General features: G+C 71.6%; 15 protein-coding genes and 2 pseudogenes. 10 read left to right on the top strand and 7 right to left on the bottom strand.

Annotated elements, in window-relative coordinates; genetic code table 11:
- The 5 genes and pseudogenes from ABTY20_RS26510 to ABTY20_RS26530 form a co-directional block, all read left to right on the top strand.
- A pseudogene (locus ABTY20_RS26510) lies at positions 1–800 on the top strand (hypothetical protein); the annotation flags it as partial.
- Positions 797–5362, top strand: a complete 4566-nt coding sequence (locus ABTY20_RS26515; RefSeq protein WP_351999566.1) for a bifunctional glycosyltransferase/CDP-glycerol:glycerophosphate glycerophosphotransferase — start codon at positions 797–799, stop codon at positions 5360–5362. The pseudogene ABTY20_RS26510 and the gene ABTY20_RS26515, both read left to right, overlap by 4 nt.
- A gap of 4 nt (positions 5363–5366) precedes the next feature.
- Positions 5367–6155: a rhamnogalacturonan acetylesterase gene (locus ABTY20_RS26520; RefSeq protein WP_351999567.1), complete on the top strand. Its 789-nt coding sequence runs from the start codon at positions 5367–5369 to the stop codon at positions 6153–6155.
- The gene (locus ABTY20_RS26525) at positions 6155–6886 is read left to right on the top strand and encodes a hypothetical protein (RefSeq protein WP_351999568.1); all 732 of its coding nucleotides are present in this window, start codon (positions 6155–6157) and stop codon (positions 6884–6886) included. The genes ABTY20_RS26520 and ABTY20_RS26525 overlap by 1 nt, the downstream gene beginning before the upstream one ends.
- A complete protein-coding gene (locus ABTY20_RS26530) occupies positions 6879–8159 on the top strand; it encodes a phosphodiester glycosidase family protein (protein WP_351999569.1) in 1281 nt (426 codons plus the stop codon). Before ABTY20_RS26525 ends, ABTY20_RS26530 begins: the two co-directional genes overlap by 8 nt.
- 32 nt (positions 8160–8191) lie before the next feature.
- On the opposite strand, the gene ABTY20_RS26535 is transcribed toward ABTY20_RS26530, so the two are convergent.
- Both ABTY20_RS26535 and ABTY20_RS26540 read right to left on the bottom strand, forming a co-directional pair.
- Positions 8192–9877, bottom strand: a complete 1686-nt coding sequence (locus ABTY20_RS26535; protein WP_351999570.1) for a hypothetical protein — start codon at positions 9875–9877, stop codon at positions 8192–8194.
- A gap of 219 nt (positions 9878–10096) precedes the next feature.
- Positions 10097–10279 (bottom strand): annotated as a pseudogene (locus ABTY20_RS26540) (hypothetical protein); the annotation flags it as partial.
- Positions 10280–10502: 223 nt separating this feature from the next.
- Between ABTY20_RS26540 and ABTY20_RS26545 the strand changes: the two are divergent.
- Positions 10503–11192 (top strand): hyaluronoglucosaminidase, encoded by a 690-nt coding sequence (locus ABTY20_RS26545; protein WP_351999572.1) that lies wholly within the window; start codon positions 10503–10505, stop codon positions 11190–11192.
- A 12-nt stretch (positions 11193–11204) separates the two neighbouring features.
- Positions 11205–11351, top strand: a complete 147-nt coding sequence (locus ABTY20_RS26550; RefSeq protein WP_175449356.1) for a hypothetical protein — start codon at positions 11205–11207, stop codon at positions 11349–11351.
- A 56-nt stretch (positions 11352–11407) separates the two neighbouring features.
- Here the strand turns inward: ABTY20_RS26550 and ABTY20_RS26555 are convergent, their stop codons facing one another.
- The 4 genes from ABTY20_RS26555 to ABTY20_RS26570 all read right to left on the bottom strand — a co-directional run bounded on the left by ABTY20_RS26555 (position 11408) and on the right by ABTY20_RS26570 (position 18304).
- On the bottom strand, positions 11408–13537 hold the full coding sequence (locus ABTY20_RS26555) for a 3-hydroxyacyl-CoA dehydrogenase NAD-binding domain-containing protein (protein WP_351999573.1): 2130 nt from the start codon (positions 13535–13537) through the stop codon (positions 11408–11410).
- A complete protein-coding gene (locus ABTY20_RS26560) occupies positions 13534–14751 on the bottom strand; it encodes a thiolase family protein (RefSeq protein WP_351999574.1) in 1218 nt (405 codons plus the stop codon). The genes ABTY20_RS26555 and ABTY20_RS26560 overlap by 4 nt, the downstream gene beginning before the upstream one ends.
- A 140-nt stretch (positions 14752–14891) precedes the next feature.
- Positions 14892–15926 carry a LacI family DNA-binding transcriptional regulator gene (locus tag ABTY20_RS26565; protein ID WP_351999575.1) on the bottom strand — a complete coding sequence of 345 codons (1035 nt, stop codon included), beginning with the start codon at positions 15924–15926 and terminating at the stop codon, positions 14892–14894.
- A complete protein-coding gene (locus tag ABTY20_RS26570) occupies positions 15923–18304 on the bottom strand; it encodes a glycoside hydrolase family 2 protein (protein WP_351999576.1) in 2382 nt (793 codons plus the stop codon). Before ABTY20_RS26570 ends, ABTY20_RS26565 begins: the two co-directional genes overlap by 4 nt.
- A gap of 151 nt (positions 18305–18455) precedes the next feature.
- Here ABTY20_RS26570 and ABTY20_RS26575 point away from each other — a divergent pair, with 151 nt between their 5' ends.
- Genes ABTY20_RS26575 through ABTY20_RS26585 form a run of 3 tightly spaced genes read left to right on the top strand, consistent with a single transcriptional unit; the run spans position 18456 to position 21552 of the window.
- A complete protein-coding gene (locus ABTY20_RS26575) occupies positions 18456–19772 on the top strand; it encodes an ABC transporter substrate-binding protein (RefSeq protein WP_351999577.1) in 1317 nt (438 codons plus the stop codon).
- Complete coding sequence (locus tag ABTY20_RS26580) at positions 19772–20725, top strand: carbohydrate ABC transporter permease (protein ID WP_351999578.1); 954 nt, start codon at positions 19772–19774, stop codon at positions 20723–20725. The genes ABTY20_RS26575 and ABTY20_RS26580 overlap by 1 nt, the downstream gene beginning before the upstream one ends.
- Complete coding sequence (locus ABTY20_RS26585; protein ID WP_351999579.1) at positions 20722–21552, top strand: carbohydrate ABC transporter permease; 831 nt, start codon at positions 20722–20724, stop codon at positions 21550–21552. The genes ABTY20_RS26580 and ABTY20_RS26585 overlap by 4 nt, the downstream gene beginning before the upstream one ends.
- A gap of 36 nt (positions 21553–21588) precedes the next feature.
- Here ABTY20_RS26585 and ABTY20_RS26590 read toward each other — a convergent pair whose 3' ends face one another.
- Entirely contained in the window at positions 21589–23088 is a 1500-nt protein-coding gene (locus tag ABTY20_RS26590; protein WP_351999580.1) for a TrkH family potassium uptake protein, read from the bottom strand.
- Positions 23089–23091 lie beyond the last annotated feature (3 nt).

Here is a 23091-nt window from a genome sequence, read left to right on the forward strand (position 1 = left end):
AGCGGACCGGCGGCCGCGTACCCGTGCAGCCGCAGGCCGGCGGCCACGCGCCCGTGCGGCCGCAGGCCGCCGAGCAGACGCCCGCCGACGCCGAGGGGCCGCGGGTCGTCTTCATGGAGGACCTGCTGCGGGACAACCCCGCCACCCCGGCCGAGATTCTGCGCGAGGAGGCCGGCGCCGAGAACGTGATCGACCTCCACGAGCAGTTCCGCGGCCAGTTCCCCTGGTACACCCGGCTCCGCCGGGCGATGCTGCGCACCCGCGTGCGGCCGCACCTGATCAGTGGCATCGAGTTCCAGATGTTCGTCTTCATCGTGGGCCCGCTGATCGGGCAGATCCTGTGGACCACCGCGGTCTCCGCGGCCCTGCTGATGCTCTTCGAGCTCGTGATCATGTACAAGTTCTGGCTGTCCACCCGTGACTTCACCCGGATCATGGAGGAGCTGAACCCCGCCCCGTCCACCGCCGGGACCATCGCCCCGCAGCTGCACCGGGGCCGCCACCGCCAGCGCGGTGCCGGGCAGGAGGAGCTGCTCGCCGACGAGCGCTACCGGACGCCGGAGCCCGAGGACGATCCGGGCTTCCACCCCTATCCGCAGCCGCAGTACCACCGGCTCGACCCGTCGGAGACCCACGACGCGCAGGACGCGTTCGGCGTCCCCGGCGGCTACGACCCCTACGGCTTCCCGGCGCCGCAGGGCACCGGCCCCTTCGGCCACCCCGCGTCGGGCGTGACCCAGCCGATCCCGGTCCAGCGCGTCGACACGCCCTGGCCGCACCAGGAGGGACACCGGCGATGACCGTGCCTACCGGCCCCGGTGCGTACGACGAGGCGTCCGGGCACACCACCGACCCGGCGTACGGCTACACGGCCCCCCACGTCACCGCGGCGCACGTCGACACGCTCACGTACGCCGACCCCTCCCTGTACACCGTCACCGTCGTCGTCGCCGCCTACAACGCGAGCGCCACCCTCGACCGGGCGCTGCGCTCCGCGCTGAACCAGACCCACCGGGGCGTCGAAGTGCTCGTCGTGGACGACGCCTCCACCGACGGCACCCTCGACGTCGCCCACGAGTACGCGCGCAAGGACTCCCGGGTCCGGGTCCTCCCCCGTCAGCACAACAGCGGCGGTGTGGGCGCGCCCCGCAACAACGGCATCGAGTCGGCCACCGGCCAGTACCTGCTGTTCCTCGACGCCGACGACGAACTGCCCCACAAGGCGTGCGAGGTGCTGCTCGCCTCCGCCCTGGCCACCGGTGCCGAGATCACCGCGGGCAGGGCGCTGCGGGTCAACCTCGCCAAGGAGGAGACCACCGTCTGGCAGCCGCAGCTGTACGCCACCGACCGCACCGTCAGCGGTGGTCTGGCAGCCGCGCCCGAGCTGTTCGACGACCCGATCGCGGCGGCCAAGCTCTTCCGCGTCGACTTCCTGCACCACCACGGCATCCGGTTCCCCGAGGGAGTGTTCTTCGAGGACACGTACTTCTCCACGGTCGCCGGCTTCTGCGCGCGGAACATCACCCTGCTCACGGCGCCCGTCTACCGGTGGATGTGGGAGCGGGAGTCCGACACGCCGTCGATCACCAACCGGCGCGGCGAACTGCGCAGCATCCGCGACCGGGTGCTCGTGCACCAGTGGGCCGATGAGTTCCTCGCCCGGCACGGCGGACAGGACCTGATCGCCCACAAGGGCGCCAAGTTCCTCTCCCACGACCTGCGGCTCTACACGCCCGAACTGCGCACCGGCGACGAGGCCTACCGCGACGGCTTCCTGCGGGTCACCGCGCCCTACCTGCGCTCGCTGCCGTCGGACGCCTACGACCTGTGCGGGCCGCTGGAGCGCGTACGGGCCTTCGGCCTGATGAACGGCCAGGTCGACATCGCGCTCTCGGTCGCCGACTACACCCAGCGGCGCAGCGTGCTCAGCTCCGACCTGGTGGAGCGGGACGGCAAGGTCTACTGGTCCGGCGCGCTGCTCGGACGCCCGCACGCCGAGCGCTTCCTCGACGTCACCGACCTCGACCTCACCGGCACCGCGCTGGGCGACGCCCGGCTGTTCAACCAGGCCACCCGTGTCGAGATCCGCGACGGCCGGCTGCACGTCACCGGTTTCATCCGCAACCAGTTCGGCCGGGTGAAGCCCAAGGACAAGATCGAACTCACCGCCGTGCTGCGCCGGCGCAGCCCCAAGACCGACCACGCCTTCAAGGTCACCGGCGTGGAGGTCGACGAGGAGTACGTCCGCTACCACACCTCCGTCGACCTGGACGAGACCCTCGGCCGGGCCGGCCGCCCGGCGACGTGGAACCTCTTCGTGCAGATCCGGCACGCCGGCCAGCGCGCCACCACCACGGTGTGCATCCGGGGTCTCGACCTGGAGCAGGAGCGCTACCGGGCCGACGGGACGACGTACGAGATCTACGAGACCGTCAGCGGCAACCTCGCGCTCCGTCAGGAGACCAGCGAGCAGCGGGTCAAGGTCGACCCGCGCGGCACCCCCTGGCTGTGGTGGGCGACGCGGAAGCTGCCGGAGCCCTTCGCCCCGCGGGAACGGTACGGCGCGGCGGTCGTCGTGCACTGCCACAACGACGAGTACAACCTGCACGAGTTCCTCAGCTCCCTGGCCGCGCAGCGCGACTTCGAGAGCACCCAGGTGATCCTCGTCGACGACGGCTCGACCGACGCCACCCCGGGACACCTGGCGAACTTCGCCGCGCACTACCCGAACACCACGGTCGTCCCCCAGGTCGCCATGGGGCTGCGTGCCGCCTACGACCACGGCCTGCGCCACGTGACCGCGCCCTACGTCATGTTCGCCCGCGCCCGCGACATCCTCGGCGAGGACAGCGTCAGCCACCTGCTGCGCGCCGCCCGCAAGGCGAAGGCCGACGTCGTCGTGGGCGACCCGGACAACTTCCCCGGCCCGCGCCGGGGCGCCGAGGAACCGTGGAAGCGGTACTTCGGCAAGAAACCCGCCGACGTGACCCGCCTGGAGGAGGCCCCCTACCTGGTGTTCTCCACCGGGCTGGGCGCCAAGCTGCTGAAGACCGGGCTGGTCCGCGACCAGCGGCTGCGCTGCGGAGCCGGTCCCGGCTACGAGGACGCCTGGATGGCGGTGCCCGCGCTGCTGCACGCGCGCCGCGTCACGCTCGCCCCCAGGGCCACGTGCTACGAGCGGGACCAGGAGCAGTCGGACTCGCTGTTCGACCTGCCGTGGAACGACGCGGTCAAGGCGCAGGAGCTGATCCGGCTGGCCAGGCACCTGCTCAGGCGTGTCGCCACCCTCGACGCCCGTACCCGGCGTCTCGCCCAGCGCTTCGTCGTCCGTACCTTCCAGCCGTACCTGCGCAATCTGCACCGCATCATGAGCAGGACGGAACTGGCCGCGATCTTCCCCGCGCTGTGCGACGTGTACGCGGGGATGTCCGACGACCTGATCCTGCAGTACGCCACGTCCTCGATGTCCCGGCTCCAGCACCACGCCGTGCGCACCGGCAACCTCGACCTGTTCTGCGAGCCGCACACCAAGCCCGAGTACCGGCCGTATTTGAAGATCGACGACCAGGGCGTGTACCGGCAGCTGGCCGCCGACCGGGTGGACACCGCGCTGCTGCGCGTCGACCGGCACAAGGCGGTGCTGGAGACCTGCCACGTCGATGCCGGAAGGATCACCTTCGAAGGGCTCCTGGTCCTCACCGGCGTCGACATCTCCCACATCTTCGCCAACCGGGTCCAGCTCGTCCTCTCCGACGGCCGCACCGAGCGGGCGGTCCCCGTCGAGCAGGTCTACCGGCGCGACCGCTGGCGCACCCGCAAGGAGCAGGACTGGTACTCCGGCTGGCGCGCCGTCGCCCGGCCCGAGGACTTCGCCGGCCTGAACAACCGCGACCTCGGCCTCGTCCTGCGCGTCCACGACGGAGACCGCCACTTCGACACCCCGGTCGACGCCCGCCAGATGCTCCACCGGTTCAAGGGCGTGCACCGCGCGGGCCGCGCCACCGTCGTCCTCGCCATCGACGCGGACGAGAAGATCACCGTGCGCCGGGTCGCCGGGGCCGGCCACCGGCTCCGCCACAAGCTGCGCCGGTTCCTCAAGGAGTTCCGGGCCGCCCTGCCCGGCCGGCCCGGCTGGCGCACCAGGCTGCTCTACTGGCTCTTCCACCCCTGGCTGAGCGGCAAGGACATCTGGATCATCGGGGAGCGCGAGGACACCGCGCAGGACAACTCGTACCACCTGTTCAAGTGGATCCGGGAGAACCAGCCCCGGCGCAAGGTGTACTACGCGATCAACGGCGACTCCGCCGACCGTGCGAAGATCGCCCACCTCGGCCAGGTCATCGACCGCCTCTCCTGGAAGTACCGGGTCTACCTGCTGCACGCCACCCGGCTCGTCAACGCCTACGACCTGGAGGCCTACCTCGGCTTCCCGGGCCTGTCCAAGCGGGCCTTCCTCACCGGCTACGGCGACCTGCTGCGCTACCGGCGGGTGTTCCTCCAGCACGGGGTGGTCTACAACGACGTCGCCCCGTCCATCCACGCCCAGGTCACCAACGTCGACATGGTGCTCACCACCGGCCGCAGCGAGCGCGCCTACTACGCGGAGCACTGCGGCTACGGGTACGAACGGGTCGCGGCCACCGGCCTGCCGCGTTTCGACGCGCTGAAGCCCGTACCGGGTCTGCGCCGCGTCCTCGTGATGCCCACCTGGCGGCGGGACATCGTGGCGCCCTCGTACAACAAGGCGGCCAAACCGGAGATCCCCTTCGCGGCCTCCGAGTACTACCGCTTCTTCTCCTCGCTGCTGCGCGACGAACGGCTGCTGAAGGCGCTCCAGTACTACAACGTGGAGCTGGAGTTCATGCCGCACTACGAGATCCGGCCGTACCTGAAGCACTTCCGCATCGACCATCCGTCCATCACGGTCTCCACGACCGGACGCGACGTGCAGCTGGCGATGCGCGAGTGCTCCATGCTCGTCACCGACTACTCGTCGGTCTTCTTCGACGTCGCCTACATGGGCAAGCCGATCGTCTACACGAACTTCGACGACGAGGCCTTCTACAGCAAGCACTACAAGCGCGGCTACTTCGACCTCGCCCGCGACGGCTTCGGCCCGACCTGCGCCACCGTCGACCAGGCGGTGGACGAGATCATCGCCTCCATCGAGCGGGGCTTCGAGGTCGAGCCGCGGTACCGCGAGCGGGCCGAGGAGTTCTTCGTCCTGCGGGACACCAACAACTGCGAGCGGGCCTTCGACGTCATCGACACGATGGACTCCGCCGTCGTGGGCGACCCGGGCCCGCCGGCCGTCCCGCTGGTCATGGGGCGGCCGGACGAACACCAACGAGTGGGGGGATGACGCCGTGCGGCACACGAGGATCTTCCTCGCCGGCGACTCCAGCGTGACGAGCCGGCAGCGGAGCATGGCACCGATGGTGGGCTGGGGCCAGGCGCTCCAGCTGTTCGTCCAGGGCGCCGAGGTGGTCAACGCGGCCCGCGCCGGTTCCAGCTCGCGCAGCTTCCTGGAGCGGGGCCGGCTGGACTGGATCCTGGAGAACATCGCCCCGGGGGACCTGTTGCTGATCTCCTTCGGGCTGATCGACATGAAGCCCGGCGACGGCCGCTTCACCGAGCCGTTCGGCGACTACCAGTGGTTCCTGCGCCAGTACGCGCACGGCGCCCGCGACCGGGGCGCCCACCCGGTGTTCGTCACCAGTCATGAGCGGCGGGTCTTCGACGACCACGGCAACATGCGCAGACCGCTCGGCCTGTACCCGACGGCGATGCGCGAACTGGCGATGAGCCTGTCCGTCCCGCTGATCGACCTCAACGAGTGGAGCGTCGGCTGGTGGCGCCAGGCCGGACCCGAGGGCACCAAGGAGCTGTTCCTCTACCTCGAACCCGGCGAACACCCCAACTACCCGGACGGCATCGCCGACAACACGCACCTGCGCGGTCACGGAGCCACCGAGTGCGCCCGGTTCGTCGCCGGCGACATGCGGGCCAAGGGGCTGCTCACCCCGCAGTACTTCCGCAACCTCGACGCGAACATCCCGGAGTCGGCGCTGGAGTTCCTCGAGGACGACGTCTTCGAGGAACTCACCCGGTCCCGGGTCGGCGGACGCGCCGCGGCCCTGAGCGGAGCGGCGTGATGAGCGGAGACTGGTACCCGGTCGCCCGGGCGTGGGTGACCCACCCGCAGGCGCCGCACATCGGCGGCACGCTGGAACTCTTCGCCGACACCGATCCGGCCCTGCCGGTGGCTCCCGGCCAGGAGTTCACCCTCACCCTCGCCGTCACCCCCACGGGCGGCGCCTACCGCACCTACGGCTACCTGCTCGACGACTTCCTCGGCGGCGTCGCCACGATGGTCCGCCACCAGGGCCTGAGCCACCTCAACAACGGCCGGTACGCCACCTACGCCACCGACGCCGAGCCCCGCACCGTCAGCTGTCTGGTCCGGGTGCAGGACGGCGCCCAGGAGGGCGCGGTCCTGCTGCCCCGTGTCATCATCGGCCTGATGCAGGCCCCGGGCGACAAGCTGATCCCCTCCACGGCGGTCTCGGACGCCGGCTTCCGGGTGCGGCGGCACTGGCTGCCCGGGCAGAACATCACCCTGCGTCCGGGCGGACGCGCGGTCCTGCCGCCCGGCCACACCGCCGCGCCGGGCCTGCGGTTCATGGGCGTGGGACTGGCCCGGCACGGAGTGCTCACCTGCCTGCCCGACGGCAGCGTCACCTACCAGGCGGATCCGGCACACCTGGGATACGACCGGTTCGAGCTCGCCTTCGAGGACGAGCGCGGTCACCGCGTGTGGTCCGAGGTGACCGTGCACATCGGCGACCTCGGCGCCTCCCCGGGCGCGCTCGCCACCTATGGCTAGGTCCCGGACGGGTGCGCTGCCGGCCGCCGTGCTCTGCTGCGTTCTGGCCGGCTGTACCGCACCGGACGCGCCGCCCCGGCCCGCGGCGTCCTCCTCCGGGGCGGCCGGCCCGACGTCGTCGCCCACGTCCGCACCCGTCCTGCCCGCCGGTCTGCGCTACCAGGAGCTCACCCGGCACCTCGGTCCCGGTGAGCCGGTCCGCCTGAGCGTCCTGCGCGTCGCGCCCGGCGCACGGGTCCGGGTCGTCGCGGTGCACGGGGCCGACATGGACCGGACGCAGACCGTCCGGTCCCTGGCCCGCCGGTCCGGGGCGCTCTTCGCCGTCAACGGCACGTACTTCGACGTCGGCGCCGGCCGCGGCGCCGACGGGGACCCGATCGGGCTGTACGCCGAGGACGGCCGGGTCCTCAGCGAGGCACTGGCCGGCCGTCCCGCCCTCCTGCTCGGCCGCGACCGGGGCCGGCTCACCGCCCGCGTCACCGAGGTGTCCACCACCGGACGGCTGCGCGCCGCCGACGGAGCCCGGCGCGAACTCGACGGCGTCAACCGGATCGCGGGCCGCGTCCCGGGCTGCGGCGGCACCGGCGGTGACCGGCTCGCCACCGACGGACGTCCGATGACGCGGCCGTCCAACGGAGTGTGCACCGACGACGACGAGATCGTGCACCTCACCGCGGAGTGGGGCCGGAAGACCCCGCCCGGACCGGCGGGCAGCACCGAGGCACTGCTCGCCGGGGACGGGACCGTGCTGCGGATCCGCACCCCCGCGGGCGGACCGCTGCCCGAGGGCGGCGGTTCGCTGTACGGCATCGGGACCGGCGCCGAGTGGCTGCGCGCCCACGTCCGCCCCGGCACCCGCCCGGCCGTCTCCGTGCGGATCACCGATCCCGTGGGGCGGCCGCTCACCGGTGCCGTCCACTCGGCCCTGGGCGGCAGCGCCCGGCTGTTGCGCGACGGGGAGGTCGATCCGGACGCCGAGCGGCTCCTGGGTCCGGACCGTGAACCGCGGACCGTGGCGGGCGTCACGGCGGACGGCACGCTGCTGCTGGTCGCGGTCGACGGCCGGGCACCGGGCGAGAGCGTCGGCGCGACCCCGACGGAGGCCGCCCGGCTGGCGCGCTCCCTCGGCGCCGTCGACGCGGTCAACCTCGACGGCGGCGGTTCCACGACCGCCGTCCTGGACGGCCACCTGCGCAACGGTCCGCGCGGCGGCGAGCGCGCGGCCGTGACCGAGCGCCGGGTGGCGAATGCGATCGCCGTCCTGCCGGAATGACACCGCTGCCGGCCGCGCCGGGACCGCGGGATTCAGGAAAGCGTGACCATGCCCGCCGGGGCCGAGAACAGTGACCCGCCCGTGCTCATGGAGACGTATGCCTCGTAATCCCCGGGCTGGGCATTGGTGAGAGTGACGCCCTTGTACCCGGACGTGGCGAAGTACGCGAAGTCATAGGTGCCGAAGTCACCGCGTCGCCGGTGGGCGCGGACCGCCGCCGGTTTGCGGGACATGCCGAGCCGGAAGGAATACGTGGCCTGTGGTCCGCGCAGCACCAGGTAATAGGTGGCGTGACCGTGGGCGGCGGCCTCGATGCCGTGCACGAAGAAGACCCCCTCGACGTGCAGGGTGCGGTCCTTGAGCCAGCTCTTCTCCAGGGAGAAGGCGGTCTCCTGGGAAATGTGCCCGATGATGGGGCGTCGCAGCAGCCGCACCCGGTTCTCGTCGCCGATCAGGGAAATCTCGAGCCCGCCGAAGGGACGTCGGATGTCGAAGGGGCGCCGAGCCACCAGTTTGGTACGCCGGTCTATTCCCTCGGCCGGGCTCGCGACCCGCACCGACAACTCGTACGCGCCACCGGGTATACCGGTCATCGGTATTCCGGTCTTCGCCTCGGGCTCGAATCCGCCGTCCGCGTAGTCCCGGGCGAACCGGTCGAAGTACAGGCTGTAGGTGTGCTTCGCCTCGGTCGTCGCCAGAGGGAACTCCCAATGGCGGCCGCCACCTTCGACGATCAGGCTCTTGACCGACGGGAATTCCCCGTGCGGGGACTCGCCCGGAATGAAGGCGTGCCCGCTCAGCAGGAGGTTGTTACCGCGGACGTCCTGCTTGTTCAGCACGGCCGTGAGCGCCTCCCGGTGGCGCAGCTCGGCCAGGTGGTGCTGCCGCTGTGCCGCGTCGACCTGCGCCTCCCCGTTCTCCACGAAGCCCAGACGGGGGGCGGCGCCTTCGGACAGGGCGGCCAGGACGCCGCACACCAGCGGGAGGTTGTAGCCGGACACCTCGCCGTGCTGCCGCACCAGCTGCGAAGCGGTCCGGACGAGGTTGAAGTTCTCGCACGCCCAGAAGAGCTGCAGGTGCGGACCGATTTCCGTGTCGTACTGCTCGTCGGCCTCGGACGTGAACAGGTAGATGTTGTGCCCCTGCCCGCCGTAGGCCTTGAGCAGGTCCGGAATGGCGGAGTCCAGCATGTCGACGTGCGTCTGCGGCATGTCGGCCCCGAGCATGTAGCGACCGGTTTCCGCGCGGTCCCGCACATAACTCCCGACGAGGAACTGCGGAACCACGGTGACGATGTTCCGGAACCCGTGCTTCAATCCGAAGTAGAGGGCCGCGCTTCCCCCCTTCGACACTCCCAGCAGACTGACCTGGTCGCGGTTCAGCCCCAACTGCCGCAGGGTGGAATCGATGAGTCCGAGCACGGCGGCCTCGATGTCGAAGTGCATCGACCGGCACATGTAGTAGCTGTAATGCCCGTCGAAGTCGTCGCGGATCCAGAGGACATTCGCCCGCAGGCCGTTCAGCGACTTACCGGCGAAGTGGTATCCGTTCGGCGCGGCGAATCCGGAGAACACCACCACCAGGTGCCGTACATCGCCCTCGGCGGCACGGAACCGGTACTCCACAGGCACGGCTCCCGACGTGTCGGTGCCGGTCACCACGGCGCGACGGTCGACCGCCGCGAGATTCGGCGCCAGTGGAGGGAGTTCGCCGTTCATGAATGCTCGCGTCCGCTTCTGTGTGATGTCGTCCCCGGCTTCCCGGGAAGCCCCGAAAGTGTATCCGGCGGTTGTCGCACCGCGAGCGTGAGTTCTGCGACAGCCGGCCACCACGAAGGGGAATCATCTCGTGCCCCTCGCGTGCCCGAAGGGCGTGAGAACGCGAGGAGGGCCTCCGCGTGCCGCGGAGGCCCTCCTCGTACCGGTGGTGCCGGTGTGTTACGCCGGGACCGACGCCACGCCCGGCTCCAGGAACCGCTTGCCGTTCACCCGCTCCGACACGCCCTCGCGGTCCGGGTACGGCGTGATGCCGCCCAGGTGAAAGGGCCAGCCGGCGCCGGTGATCAGGCGGAGGTCGGTGTCGTGGGCCCCAGCGACGACGCCCTCGTCGGGCATCGGGCCGCGAGGAGATTCGGCCGATCGGCGCGTGCAAGGGCACCGCACGGGACGACAGCCCGCGCCCGTTCTCATGCCTGCGTGAGGACGGGCGTCGCCGCAAGGCCCGCCGCGTCATCCGGGAGGGCGGCGCCCACCCGGTGATCGGGCCGACATGGACGGAAGGACGGATGTGAGGAATCCTCACCAGGAAAGATCTTCACATGACCATCTCGATCGGGGAGAACGTATGACAGTGGGACGAAGGGTGTTCCTCGGCGCCTTCACCGCGGGTGCCGTCACCGTCGCCACCGGATCGGAGGCGGCGGCCGCCGAAGGGGAGTACACCCTGTACACCTCACCGGCCCAGTTCTACGGCTCGTCGACGACGGCCCACACGGTCACCATCAACCACAAGGCTCCGTCCGGGGACACCGCGGCGCTGAACGTCACCTCGGACAACCCGGCCACCTCGGCCATGTACCTGACCGGCGTGGAGACCTCGCGCGGGACGCTGAAGATATCCCACAAGGGGTACGCCGACGGTTCGGACCCCGGGGCCTCGGGCCTCTCGATCGATCTCAGGACCTCGGGGACCGCCGCGCAGGGCATCTTCGTCACCGCGACCGACGGCCCGACCAAGGGCGCCCTGATCGTCCTGCGGAACAACCCGGGCGTGGACGACTTCGTGGTCAAGGGCACGGGCCGGACGGGCGTCGGCGTCGGCCGCGGGAGCACCCCCCAGTCCCAGCTCCACGTGGTCGCGGCGGCCGGCGCCCCGTCCGCGATCCTCGCCGAGGGCGCGGTGCGGCTCGCGGACGTCGACGCCGTACCGACCAACGCACCGGCCTCCGCCGGCGGCGGTTCCCTCTACGCCCAGGACGGCAAGCTGTTCTGGAAGGGCGGCGAGGGCCACGTCACCGAGCTGGCACCGGCGTAGGGGAGGACGAGCGTGCAACTGACCCCCGAGGAGCTGATCTCCGAGTTCCACGACGCCGTCATGGAGCTGTACTTCGCCCGTAAGCGCATCGCCGCCCTGGAGGCGGAGAACGCCGAGCTGCGGGCGCGGCTCGAAGCGGCCGAGAAGACCGGCGCATGACGAGGAGGGCCTCCGCGTGCCGCGGAGGCCCTCCTCGTACCGGTGGTGCCGGTGTGTTACGCCGGGACCGACGCCACGCCCGGCTCCAGGAACCGCTTGCCGTTCACCCGCTCCGACACGCCCTCGCGGTCCAGGTACGGCGTGATGCCGCCCAGGTGGAAGGGCCAGCCGGCGCCGGTGATCAGGCAGAGGTCGATGTCCTGGGCCTCGGCGACGACGCCCTCGTCGAGCATCAGGCCGATCTCCTGGGCCACCGCGTCCAGGACGCGGGCGCGGACCTGCTCCTCGGTGAGGACGGTGTCGCCCTGCTTCAGCAGCGCGGCGACCTCCGGGTCCAGCTCGGGCTTGCCGCTGTCGTAGACGTAGAAGCCGCGCTTGCCCGCCTCGACGACCGCCTTGAGGTTCGGGGAGACCGTGAAGCGCTCCGGGAAGGCCCGGTTGAGGGTCTCCGAGACGTGCAGGCCGATCGCCGGGCCGACCAGCTCCAGCAGGACCAGCGGGGACATCGGCAGGCCGAGCGGCTCCACCGCCTTCTCCGCGACCTCGACCGGGGTGCCCTCGTCGATGACGTTCTGGATCTCGCCCATGAAGCGGGTCAGGATGCGGTTGACCACGAACGCCGGGGCGTCCTTGACCAGCACCGCGGTCTTCTTCAGCTTCTTGGCGACGCCGAACGCCGTGGCCAGCGCCGCGTCGTCGGTCCGCTCGCCGCGGACGATCTCCAGCAGCGGGAGGACCGCGACCGGGTTGAAGAAGTGGAAGCCGACGACCCGCTCGGGGTGCTTCAGCTTCGCCGCCATCTCCGTCACGGAGAGGGAGGAGGTGTTGGTGGCGAGGATCGCGTGCGCCGGGGCGACCGCCTCGACCTCCGCGAACACCTTCTGCTTGACGCCCATCTCCTCGAAGACGGCCTCGATGACGAAGTCGGCGTCCGCGAAGCCCTCGGCCTTGTCCAGGACGCCGGTCACCAGGGCCTTGAGGCGGTTGGCCTTGTCCTGGTTGATCCGGCCCTTGCCGAGCAGCTTGTCGATCTCGGCGTGGACGTAGCCCACGCCCTTGTCGACGCGCTCCTGGTCGATGTCGGTCAGCACGACCGGCACCTCCAGGCGGCGCAGGAAGAGCAGGGCCAGCTGCGAGGCCATCAGGCCGGCGCCGACGACACCGACCTTGGTGACCGGGCGGGCCAGGCTCTTGTCCGGGGCGCCCGCGGGGCGCTTGCCGCGCTTCTGCACCAGGTTGAACGCGTAGATGCCGGAGCGCAGTTCGCCGCCCATGATGAGGTCGGCGAGGGCCCGGTCCTCGGCGTCGTAGCCCTGCTGGAGGTCGCCGTCCTTGACGGCGGCGATGATGTCGAGGGCGCGGTAGGCGGCCGGGGCGGCGCCGTGCACCTTGGAGTCGGCGATGGCGCGGCCGCGCGCGACGGCCTGGTCCCAGGCCTCACCGCGGTCGATCACCGGGCGCTCGATCACGATCTCGCCCTTGAGGACGGACGCGGTCCAGATCAGCGACTGCTCCAGGAAGTCCGCGCCCTCGAAGATCGCGTCCGCGATGCCGAGTTCGTGGACCTGCGCGCCCTTGAGCTGCTTGTTCTGGTTGAGGCTGTTCTCGATGACGACCGAGACGGCCTTGTCGGCGCCGATCAGGTTCGGCAGCAGGGTGCAGCCGCCCCAGCCGGGGACCAGGCCGAGGAAGACCTCGGGCAGCGAGAACGCCGGGAGGGCCGCCGACACCGTGCGGTAGGTGCAGTGCAGGCCGATCTCCACGCCGCCGCCCATGGCGGCGCCGTTGTAGTACGCGAAGGTCGGCACGGCCAGCTTCGCGAGGCGCTTGAAGACGTCGTGGCCGCCCTTGCCGATGGCCAGCGCGTCCTCGTGCCGCTTCAGCAGCTCGACGCCCTTGAGGTCGGCGCCGACCGCGAAGATGAACGGCTTGCCGGTGACGCCGACGCCGACGATCCCGCCGTCCGCGGCCTCCTTCTCGACCCGGTCGATGGCGGCGTCGATGTTCGCCAGCGACTGCGGGCCGAGGGTGGTCGGCTTGGTGTGGTCGTGACCGTTGTCGAGGGTGATGAGCGCGAAGCGCCCGGCGCCCAGCGGCAGGTCGAAGTGGCGTACGTGGGCGCTGGTGACGACCTCGCCGGGGAACAGCTCGGCCGCACCCTTCAGAAGCTCTGCGGTGGTGCTCACTTGTCCCCCTCGAAGTGCGGGTTCTCCCAGATGACCGTCGCGCCCATGCCGAAGCCGACGCACATGGTGGTCAGGCCGTAGCGGACCTGCGGCTGCTCCTCGAACTGGCGGGCCAGCTGCGTCATCAGCCGGACGCCGGAGGAGGCCAGCGGGTGGCCGAACGCGATGGCGCCGCCGTACTGGTTGACGCGGGCGTCGTCGTCGGCGATGCCGTAGTGCTCCAGGAAGGCGAGGACCTGGACGGCGAAGGCCTCGTTGATCTCGAACAGGCCGATGTCGGAGATGGACAGGCCGGCCTGGGCGAGGGCCTTCTCCGTGGCCGGGATCGGGCCGTAGCCCATGACCTCCGGCTCGACGCCCGCGAAGGCGTACGAGACGAGGCGCATCTTGACCGGCAGGCCGTTCTCGCGGGCGAAGTCCTCGCTCGCGATGAGGGAGGCGGTGGCGCCGTCGTTCAGACCGGCCGCGTTGCCGGCGGTGACCCGGCCGTGCACGCGGAACGGCGTCTTGAGGTTCGCCAGGTTCTCCAGCGTGGTGCCCGGGCGCATCGGCTCGTCGGCGGTGACCAGGCCCCAGCCGGTCTCACCGGCCTCCTCGTTGGTGCGGCGCACCGAGACCGGCACCAGGTCGGCCTGGATCCTGCCGTTGGCGTACGCCTTGGCGGCCTTCTCCTGCGAGCGCACCGCGTACTCGTCGGCGCGCCGCTTGGTGATGCTCGGGTAGCGGTCGTGCAGGTTCTCCGCGGTCATCCCCATGAACAGGGCGGACTCGTCGACCAGCTTCTCGCTCACGAAGCGCGGGTTGGGGTCCACGCCCTCGCCCATCGGGTGGCGGCCCATGTGCTCGACGCCGCCCGCGATGGCGACGTCGTACGCGCCGAAGGCGACGGAGCCGGCCACCGTGGTGACGGCGGTCAGGGCGCCGGCGCACATGCGGTCGATGGAGTAGCCCGGGACCGAGGTGGGCAGGCCCGCGAGGATGCCGGCCGTGCGGCCGATGGTCAGGCCCTGGTCGCCGATCTGCGTGGTCGCGGCGACGGCGACCTCGTCGATCCTCTTCGGGTCGAGACCGGGGTTGCGGCGCAGCAGCTCCCGGATCGCCTTCACGACCAGGTCGTCGGCGCGGGTCTCGTGGTAGATGCCCTTCGGGCCCGCCTTGCCGAACGGGGTACGGACGCCGTCGACGAAGACGACGTCCCTGACGGTACGAGGCACGATGGCTCTCCTCCAGGGTACGGGACGCTGAGCGCTTGCTTACGGGCCATGCTACTTGTGGGTAACGTGACTGCCCAGTCCCACCGCCTGGAGCGGCGAACATCACACGATCGGCGGCGTCCGGCGGGGGCGCGCACCCCTCACGGCGGGGCCGTGGACCCCCGCGGGGTCAGGACCGGCGTCGGCACGGGGTGGGACCCCGGGCCCGGCCCGGTGATGACGCCGAACAGCGTCCGCGCCACCTCCGCGCCGAAGCCGTGCACATCATGACTCATCGCCGACAGCGTCGGATGCGTCAGCCGGCACAGCTGCGAGTCGTCCCACGCCAGCAGCGACACGTCGTCCGGCACCCGCAGCCCCATCTCCGCCGCCACCGACAGCCCCGCCACCGCCATGATGTCGTTGTCGTAGACGATCGCCGTCGGCCGCTCGCCCGGCGCCGCCGCCAGCAGCGAACGGGTCGCCCGCGCCCCCGCGTCCCCGGAGAAGTCCGTCGCCACCTGCCACGCCCGCGCGGCCGGCCCCAGCGCCCGCACCGCCTCGTCGAACGCGGTCGTACGGATCGAGGTGTGCCCGAGCTCCGCCGCCCCGCCCACCCGGGCGATCCGCCGGTGCCCGAGCGCCGCCAGGTACCGCACCGCCTCGGTCACGGCCGTGGCGTCGTCCGTCCACACGGAGGTCAGCCCGCCCGTCAGCGACGGGTGCCCCACGGCCACCACCGGCAGCCCCAGCCGCTCCGCCACCGCCGGACGCGGGTCGTCGACCCGGAAGTCCACCAGGATCGAGCCGCCGATCTGCCGGCCCCGCCACCACGACTCCATCAGCCCGACCTCCTCGTCCGGACTGCGCACCAGCCGCAGCAGCAGCGAGCAGGACCGCTCGACCAGGACGCTCTCCACCCCGGAGACGAACTCCATGTAGAACGGCTCCAGACCCAGCAGGCGGGCGGGCCGGCACACCGCGAGCCCCACCACGTCCACCCGTGCCCCGGCCAGCGTGCGCGCGGTCGGACTCGGCGCCCACCCCAGCTCGCGCGCCGCCCGGAAGATCCGGTCCCGGGTCGCCTCCGACAGCCCGGGTTTCCGGTTGAAGGCGAGGGACACGGCCCCCTTGGACACACCGGCGCGCGCGGCGACGTCCTTGATGGTGACGCGGGGGGTCGGCGTCGCCGTCACCGCGTGGGCTCCACGCAGTACAGGGCGCGACGGGCGGCCCGCGGGTCCGGAGTCCTCCAGCCCCGCACCCCGATGGTCACCTCTTCCCCGGGCAGCAGGGTCACCAGTCCCCGGTCGGCGACCGCCTCCGGGTCCAGCCGGTCGGCCTGGAGCAGCAGGTCCCGTACGAGGGTGCGGGCCGTCACCGTGATCCCGCCCGGGGCGAGGGCGACCTCGAACCCGGGCCGCGGATAGGGGATCTCCCGGTCCGGGGCCGGGAAGTGCACCGCCCTCACGTCACCCGCGTCGGCGACCAGGAACTCCTCGGGGCCGGCCGGGACCAGACCGGCCGGGACCCCGGTCACCGCCACCGTCCGCCCCCCGGCGGCCAGCGCGGGGCCGGCCTCCCCGAGCACCGTGCCGTCCACGGACATCCGGCGCAGCCGCAGCGTGCCCCGCCACTCCTCGGCGGACTGGTTGACCGCCGCCACCGCCAGACCCCCGTCCTGCGCCCGCACGGTCAGCAGCCGGTCCGCGTACAGCCGCCGCAGCTCGTGGTAGAGCGGCTTCTCCCGGCCGTCCCCGTCGATCGCCGCCCACGAGGTCACCGGCCAGCAGTCGTTGAGCTGCCACACCACCGTGCCCGCGCACACCGGCCAGTGCGAGCGCCAGTGCTCGATCCCGGCGGCGACCGCGCGCGCCTGGTTGAGCTGCGTCAGGTAGTGCCAGCGGTCGAAGTCCCCCTCCGGCACGGCGAAGTGGCGGGCCAGCCCGCGCTCCAGCTTGCCGTTGCCGTCCTCCGCCTTCTGGTGGTGCAGCACGCCGGGGGAGTCCGGCGCGAGCTCCTCCCCGGGCAGCGCCCGGCGCAGCGTGGCGTACGCGGGCGGCGCCTGCCAGCCGAACTCGGCGACGAAGCGCGGCACCCGGCGGCGGTAGTCGGCGTAGTCGGCGCGGTTCCACACCTCCCACGAGTGGTGCGTGCCGTGCGCCGGGTCGTTCGGGTGGTGCAGCCAGGACCCGGACCAGGGACTGCCCGCCGTGTACGGCCGGGTGGGGTCCGACTCCGCGACCACGCGCGGCAGTACGCCCAGGTAGTAGCCCTCGCCCCAGGAGTCCCCGGCCAGCCCCGGCTCCCAGTCCCAGTCCCGGAACCCCCACAGGTTCTCGTTGTTGCCGTTCCACAGCACCAGCGAGGGGTGCGGCATCAGCCGTACGACGTTCTCCCGGGCCTCCGCCTCCACCTCCCCGCGCAGCGGCTGCTCCTCGGGGTAGGCCGCGCACGCGAACGGGAAGTCCTGCCAGACCAGCAGCCCCAGCTCGTCGCAGGCGTCGTAGAAGTCCTCGCTCTCGTAGATCCCGCCGCCCCAGACGCGCACCAGGTCCACGCCCGCGCCGGCCGCCTGTCCCAGCCGCCGCCGGTAGCGCTCCCGGGTGATCCGGGACGGGAAGGCGTCGTCCGGGATCCAGTTGACGCCCCGCGCGAACAGCCGCTCCCCGTTGACGACCAGGGTGAACCCGGTGCCGTGGGCGTCGGTGGAGGTGTCCAGCCCCACCGTCCGGAACCCGATCCGGCGCCGCCACGAGTCCAGCTCCTCCTCGCCGTGCAGCAGCGTCAGCTCCAGGTCGTACAGGGGCTGTTCCCCGTACCCCCGGGGCCACCACAGCCGCACGTCCGGCACCCGCAGCCGTACGGTCCCCGCCGTGCCGTCGACCTCCGCGCGGGCGCGGACGCCGCCGGCGCGCGCCTCCACGGCGAGCGGCGCCCCGACGCGGGAGCGCTCCACCTCGACGGCCAGCTCGACCTGCCCCGTGCCGTCCTCGACGGTCACCAGCGGGCGCACCCGGGCGATCCGGGCCGCCGACCAGTGCTCCAGCCGCACCGGCCGCCAGATCCCGGCCGTCACCAGCGTCGGCCCCCAGTCCCAGCCGAACGAGCAGGCCATCTTGCGGACGTACTGGTACGGCTCGGCGTACGCGCCGGGGCGCTCGCCCACCGCGCCGCGCACCGCCTCCGCCTCGGCGTACGCGGAGGCGAACCGCACGGTGAGCCGCCCGCTCAGCCCCGTCACGTCGAAGCGGTACGAGCGGTGCATGTTCCGCGTCCGGCCCAGCGGCCGGCCGTCGAGCAGCACCTCGGCCACGGTGTCGAGCCCGTCGAAGACCAGATCCGTCCGCTCGTGCGCGCCCGCCCCGGCGGTCAGTTCCGTCTCGTACGTCCAGTCCCGCCGGCCCACCCACGCCACCTCGGCCTCGTTCCGGCCGAGGAACGGATCGGGGATCAGCCCGGCCGCCAGCAGGTCGGTGTGCACGCACCCCGGCACCGAGGCGGGGAGCGCGTCCCCCGCGCCGTCCGGGTGTCGCAGGGTCCATCCCTCGGTGAGCGGTGTGACCTGACGCATGCACACTCCCTAAACCGGTCGAGCCCTGTCGGGGCAGCATCATGACATCGTTGTCCTAATAGCGACTTTACCGGTTCAGCAAGGGGCTGCCAGAGTGCCGAACCAGCCAACCCACTCGTGCTCGTCCGCCCCGTGAACGGAGCTGGTGCACATGAACCGCCGCAAGGTACTAGCCGGATCGATCGCCGTCCTCGCCCTGCTGGCCTCCGCCTGCACGGGGACGGGGGGCTCCTCGCAGGGCGCGGACGCCGAGGCCCCCGACGACCCGTCGAAGGTCAGGGGCACCATCACGGTCCTCACCCACCGGACCGACCTGGTGCAGGACGGGACGATGAAGAGGTACGCGGCCGAGTTCAACAAGACCCACCCCGGTGTGAAGGTCGAGTTCGACGGCCTCACCGACTACGAGGGCGAGGTCAAGATCCGCATGAACACGGAGAACTACGGCGACGTCCTGATGATCCCGGCGGTCATCGAGAAGAAGGACTACCCGAAGTTCTTCGCCTCCCTCGGCACCCGGGCCGAACGCGAGGCCACGTACCGCTTCACCGACTACTCCACCGTCGACGGCAAGGTCTACGGCCAGAGCCCGGTCGGGGTCGTCCCCGGCTTCCTCTACAACAAGAAGGTGTGGAGCCGGGCCGGCGTCACCGACTGGCCCACCACCCCGGCCGAGTTCCTCGACGCCCTGAGGGCGATCAGGTCGAAGACCGACGCGGTGCCCTACTACACCAACTTCAAGGACATGTGGCCGCTGACCCAGTGGACCAACGTCAACGGCTCCGTCAGCTGCGACACCGGCGCCACCACGAAGCTCGCCGAGGGCGACCCCTGGGCCGAGGGCGCCGACCTGCGCGTCGGCGACACCCTGCTCCACGACATCGTCAGCGGCGGACTCGCCGAGAAGGACCCGACCACCACCAACTGGGAGGGCTCCAAGCCCAAGCTGGCCAGGGGCGAGATCGCCACCATGTGGCTCGGCTCCTGGGCCGTCGTCCAGATGCGGGACGCCGCGAGGCAGGCCGGCGCCGACCCCGCCGACATCGGCCTCATGCCCTTCCCCGCCCAGAAGGACGGCGCCTTCTGCGCCGTGACCTCCCCGGACTACCAGCAGGCCGTCAACGTCCACTCCGACCACAAGGAGGCCGCCCGCGCCTGGATCGACTGGTTCACCGACGAGTCCGGCTACGCGGCGGCCGACCTCGCCCTGTCCCCGCGGAAGGACGCCCCGCTGCCCGACGTCCTCGAGCCGTACGAGGAGAGGGGCGTCAAGCTCATCGACCTCGACGACAGCAGGGGCGCCGAGGTGAAGTCCCTCGACAACCGCTCCGAGGTCGGCATCTACAAGCCCGACTACCGCCAGGAACTCGTCGACCTCGCCCGCGGCGCCCGCGAGGGCGGCCTCGACGACTACCTCGACGGCCTCGGCGAGCGCTGGGCCGAGGCACGCGGCTCGCTGGGGTCCTGATGACGGACACCACCCGCAAGGCGGGGCGGCCGGACGCCCCGGCCGCGCCCGCCGGGCCGAAGCGGGCCGCACCCGCCCCGCGCCGCACCCGGCTGACGCGCCGTCTCACCCCGTGGCTCTTCCTGCTCGCCCCGCTGGCCCTGCTGCTGACCTTCACCTACGCGCCGATCGCCAACATGCTCGCGTACAGCTTCACCGACTGGGACGGCGTCAGCCCGGAGCTGAACTGGACCGGCACCGAGAACTACACCGAACTCCTCACCCGCTCCGAGCTGTTCGAGGTCTTCTTCGTCAGCGGCTACTACCTCGTCGCCTCCGTGGTGCAGATCGCCCTCGCCCTCTACTTCGCCACGGTCCTCAGCTTCGACGTCCGCTTCCGGAACTTCTTCAAGGGCGTGCTGTTCTTCCCGTACCTGATCAACGGGGTGGCGATCGGCTTCGTCTTCCTCTACTTCTTCCAGGACGGCGGCACCCTCGACTCCGTACTGCGCCTGCTCGGCGTCGAGACCGACCACGCCTGGCTGGGCACGCCGTTCTCCGCGAACACCTCGCTCGCCGGCGTCTCCGTCTGGCGCCACCTGGGCCTGAACTTCGTCCTCTTCCTCGGCGCGATCCAGTCCATCCCGGGCGAGCTGTACGAGGCGGCCGAGATCGACGGGGCGAGCCGCCGGCAGCAGTTCCGGCACATCATCGCGCCCGGCATCAAACCCGTCCTGAGCCTGAGCGTCATCCTCTCCGTCTCCGGCTCGCTCTCGGTCTTCGAGATCCCGTACATCATGACCGGCGGCGCCACCGGCACCGAGACCTTCGTGATCCAGACGGTGAAGCTGGCCTTCCAGTTCAACAAGACGGGGCTCGCCTCGGCCGCCGCCGTCGTGCTGCTGCTGATCGTCCTGGCGGTCACCTGGGTGCAGCGGCGCATCGTCCCCGACGAGAAGGTGGACCTGGTATGACCCGCCGCACCGTGGCCCGCGCCCTCGTGTACGCGTCCCTGATCCTCGCCGTGCTCGTCGTGCTGCTGCCGCTCACCGTGGTCTTCCTGACCTCGCTGAAGTCGTCGGAGGAGATGGCGGGCGGCAGCGGGGCGCTGGCCCTGCCCGACGACCCGCTGAACCTCGACAACTACGTGACCGCGTTCCGGGACGGCCGGATGCTGTCCGCGTTCGGCAACACGGCGGTCATCCTGGTCGTCGCCGTCGGCGGCACCATCCTCATCGGCTCGATGACCGCGTACGCCGTCGACCGCTTCCGGTTCCGTCTCCGGAAACCGGTCGTCGCCCTGTTCCTGCTCGCCGCGCTGGTCCCCGGGGTGACCACCCAGGTGGCGACCTTCCAGATCGTCAACAGCTTCGGCCTGTTCGACAGCCTGTGGGCGCCGATCGCGCTGCACATGGGCACGGACATCGTGTCGATCTACATCTTCCTGCAGTTCATCCGCTCCATCCCGGTCTCCCTGGACGAGGCGGCCCGCCTGGACGGGGCGGGCGCCTTCACGGTCTACCGCAAGGTGATCCTCCCGCTGCTCAAACCGGCGATCGCGACGGTGGTCATCGTGAAGGGGATCAACGTCTACAACGACTTCTACATCCCCTTCCTCTACATGCCCTCCGAGGACCTCGGGGTGATCTCGACGTCCCTGTTCCGCTTCAAGGGCCCCTTCGGGGCGCACTGGGAGACGATCTCGGCGGGCGCGGTCCTGGTCATCCTCCCCACCCTGGTCGTCTTCCTCTTCCTGCAGCGCTTCATCTACAACGGCTTCGTGCGGGGGGCCACGAAGTGAGGGCGGGCCCCGGCACCGGGGCGTGCCGGAGAGGTCCTAAGCGCGCCAGTAGCCGCGGCGGAGCAGCACCGCCAGGGGAACGATCTCGATGCGGCCGAGGAGCATGAGGGCGGTCAGGATCGCCTTCGACGCTCCTCCGAGCGGTGCGTAGGAACCGAACGGGCCGAGCTCGCCGAAGGCCGGGCCGACGTTGCCGAGGCAGGCCGCGGCGGCGCCGAGCGCGGTGAACGCACCGGCCGCGGTGGTGTCCGCTCCGGCGTCGAGGGCGAGGCCGAGCGACCCGAGCGCGAGGGCGAGCAGGTAGAGGAGGGCGAACAGGAGCACCGAGCGGAGCACGGGGGTGTCGACCGTCCGGCCGCTCACCCGGACGGGGAGGACGGCGTCGGGGTGGACGGCCTGCTCCAGTTCGTGACGGGTGAAGCGGAAGAGGACGAGGTGGCGGACCACCTTGACCGAGCCGCTCGCCGACCCGGCGCAGGCCCCGACGAACATCAGTGCCAGGAGGGTGAGGGTCGCCAGGGTCCCCCAGTCCGACCAGTCCAGGGTCGCGAAGCCGGTGGTGGTCATCACCGAGACCGCCTGGAAGGCCGCGTGCCGGACGCCGTCGAACCCGGCCACGGTGCCGGCCGCGGACAGCTCGGCCGTCATGACGGCCGAGCTCACCACGAGCAGGCCGAGGTACAGGCGCAGTTCCTCGTCGCGTGACGCGGCCCGCACCCGGCGCAGTACGACGAGGCGGTACAACCGCAGCAGGTTCACCCCGGCGACCGCCATCAGCCCGCACAGCACCCACTGCGTCACCGGTGCGAGGCCCCGGGCCGAGTCGGCCCGCGGGGCGAACCCGCCGAGGGCCACGGCGGACGTCGCGTAGGAGAACGCGTCGAACAGGCCCATCCGCCGGTCCAGCCCGGCCCACCCCAGGGCGGCCAGGACCACGACGCCGGCCGCCGTCACCGCGAGGTAGACCTTCCAGAGCCGCCGGGCGGTCCCGCGGACGGTCGCGCCGAGCGACTCCATCCCGACCGGCCCCGGCAGCTCGGAGCGCAGCAGTTCGCGGCCCCCGATGCGCAGCCGGGGCAGCACCGCGAGCGCGAGCACGATGATCCCCGCACCCCCCAGCCAGTGGGTGAACTGGCGCCAGAACAGCATGCCGGTCCCGAGCGCGTCCACGTCGGTCAGGACCGTCGCGCCGGTGGCGGTGAACCCCGACACCGCCTCGAACCAGGCGTCGACCGGGTGGTCGAGCTGCGGGACGCGGCCGAGCAGGAACGGCAGCGCGCCGAACGCGGGCACCAGCAGCCAGACGGCGACGACGACGAGGAAGCCCTCCCGGACGCCCAGCGGGCGCCGGCCGCCCGTCAGGCGCTTGAGCGCCAGACCCGTCAGGGCCACGGCGAGTCCGGTGACGAGGAAGGGCCACGGGGGCTCGCCGGCCGCGAGCGCGACGACGGCCGGTACGGCGAACGCGACCGCGGACCACGCGAGCAGGGCGCCGACGACGCCCAGCGCGGTCCGCACGTCGACGCCGGTCCGCACCCG

Origin of the sequence: Streptomyces sp. NPDC126497 (genome assembly GCF_040302425.1) — a bacterium.
GTDB lineage: Bacteria > Actinomycetota > Actinomycetes > Streptomycetales > Streptomycetaceae > Streptomyces.

What these genes read in the sequence shown, in the direction of transcription:
- ABTY20_RS26515 (WP_351999566.1), top strand. Translation starts at nt 797, where the DNA reads ATGACCGTGCCTACCGGCCCCGGTGCGTACGACGAGGCGTCCGGGCAC.
- ABTY20_RS26525 (WP_351999568.1), top strand. Translation starts at nt 6,155, where the DNA reads ATGAGCGGAGACTGGTACCCGGTCGCCCGGGCGTGGGTGACCCACCCG.
- ABTY20_RS26530 (WP_351999569.1), top strand. Translation starts at nt 6,879, where the DNA reads ATGGCTAGGTCCCGGACGGGTGCGCTGCCGGCCGCCGTGCTCTGCTGC.
- ABTY20_RS26535 (WP_351999570.1), bottom strand. Translation starts at nt 9,877, where the DNA reads ATGAACGGCGAACTCCCTCCACTGGCGCCGAATCTCGCGGCGGTCGAC.
- ABTY20_RS26545 (WP_351999572.1), top strand. Translation starts at nt 10,503, where the DNA reads ATGACAGTGGGACGAAGGGTGTTCCTCGGCGCCTTCACCGCGGGTGCC.
- ABTY20_RS26570 (WP_351999576.1), bottom strand. Translation starts at nt 18,304, where the DNA reads ATGCGTCAGGTCACACCGCTCACCGAGGGATGGACCCTGCGACACCCG.
- ABTY20_RS26575 (WP_351999577.1), top strand. Translation starts at nt 18,456, where the DNA reads ATGAACCGCCGCAAGGTACTAGCCGGATCGATCGCCGTCCTCGCCCTG.
- ABTY20_RS26580 (WP_351999578.1), top strand. Translation starts at nt 19,772, where the DNA reads ATGACGGACACCACCCGCAAGGCGGGGCGGCCGGACGCCCCGGCCGCG.
- ABTY20_RS26585 (WP_351999579.1), top strand. Translation starts at nt 20,722, where the DNA reads ATGACCCGCCGCACCGTGGCCCGCGCCCTCGTGTACGCGTCCCTGATC.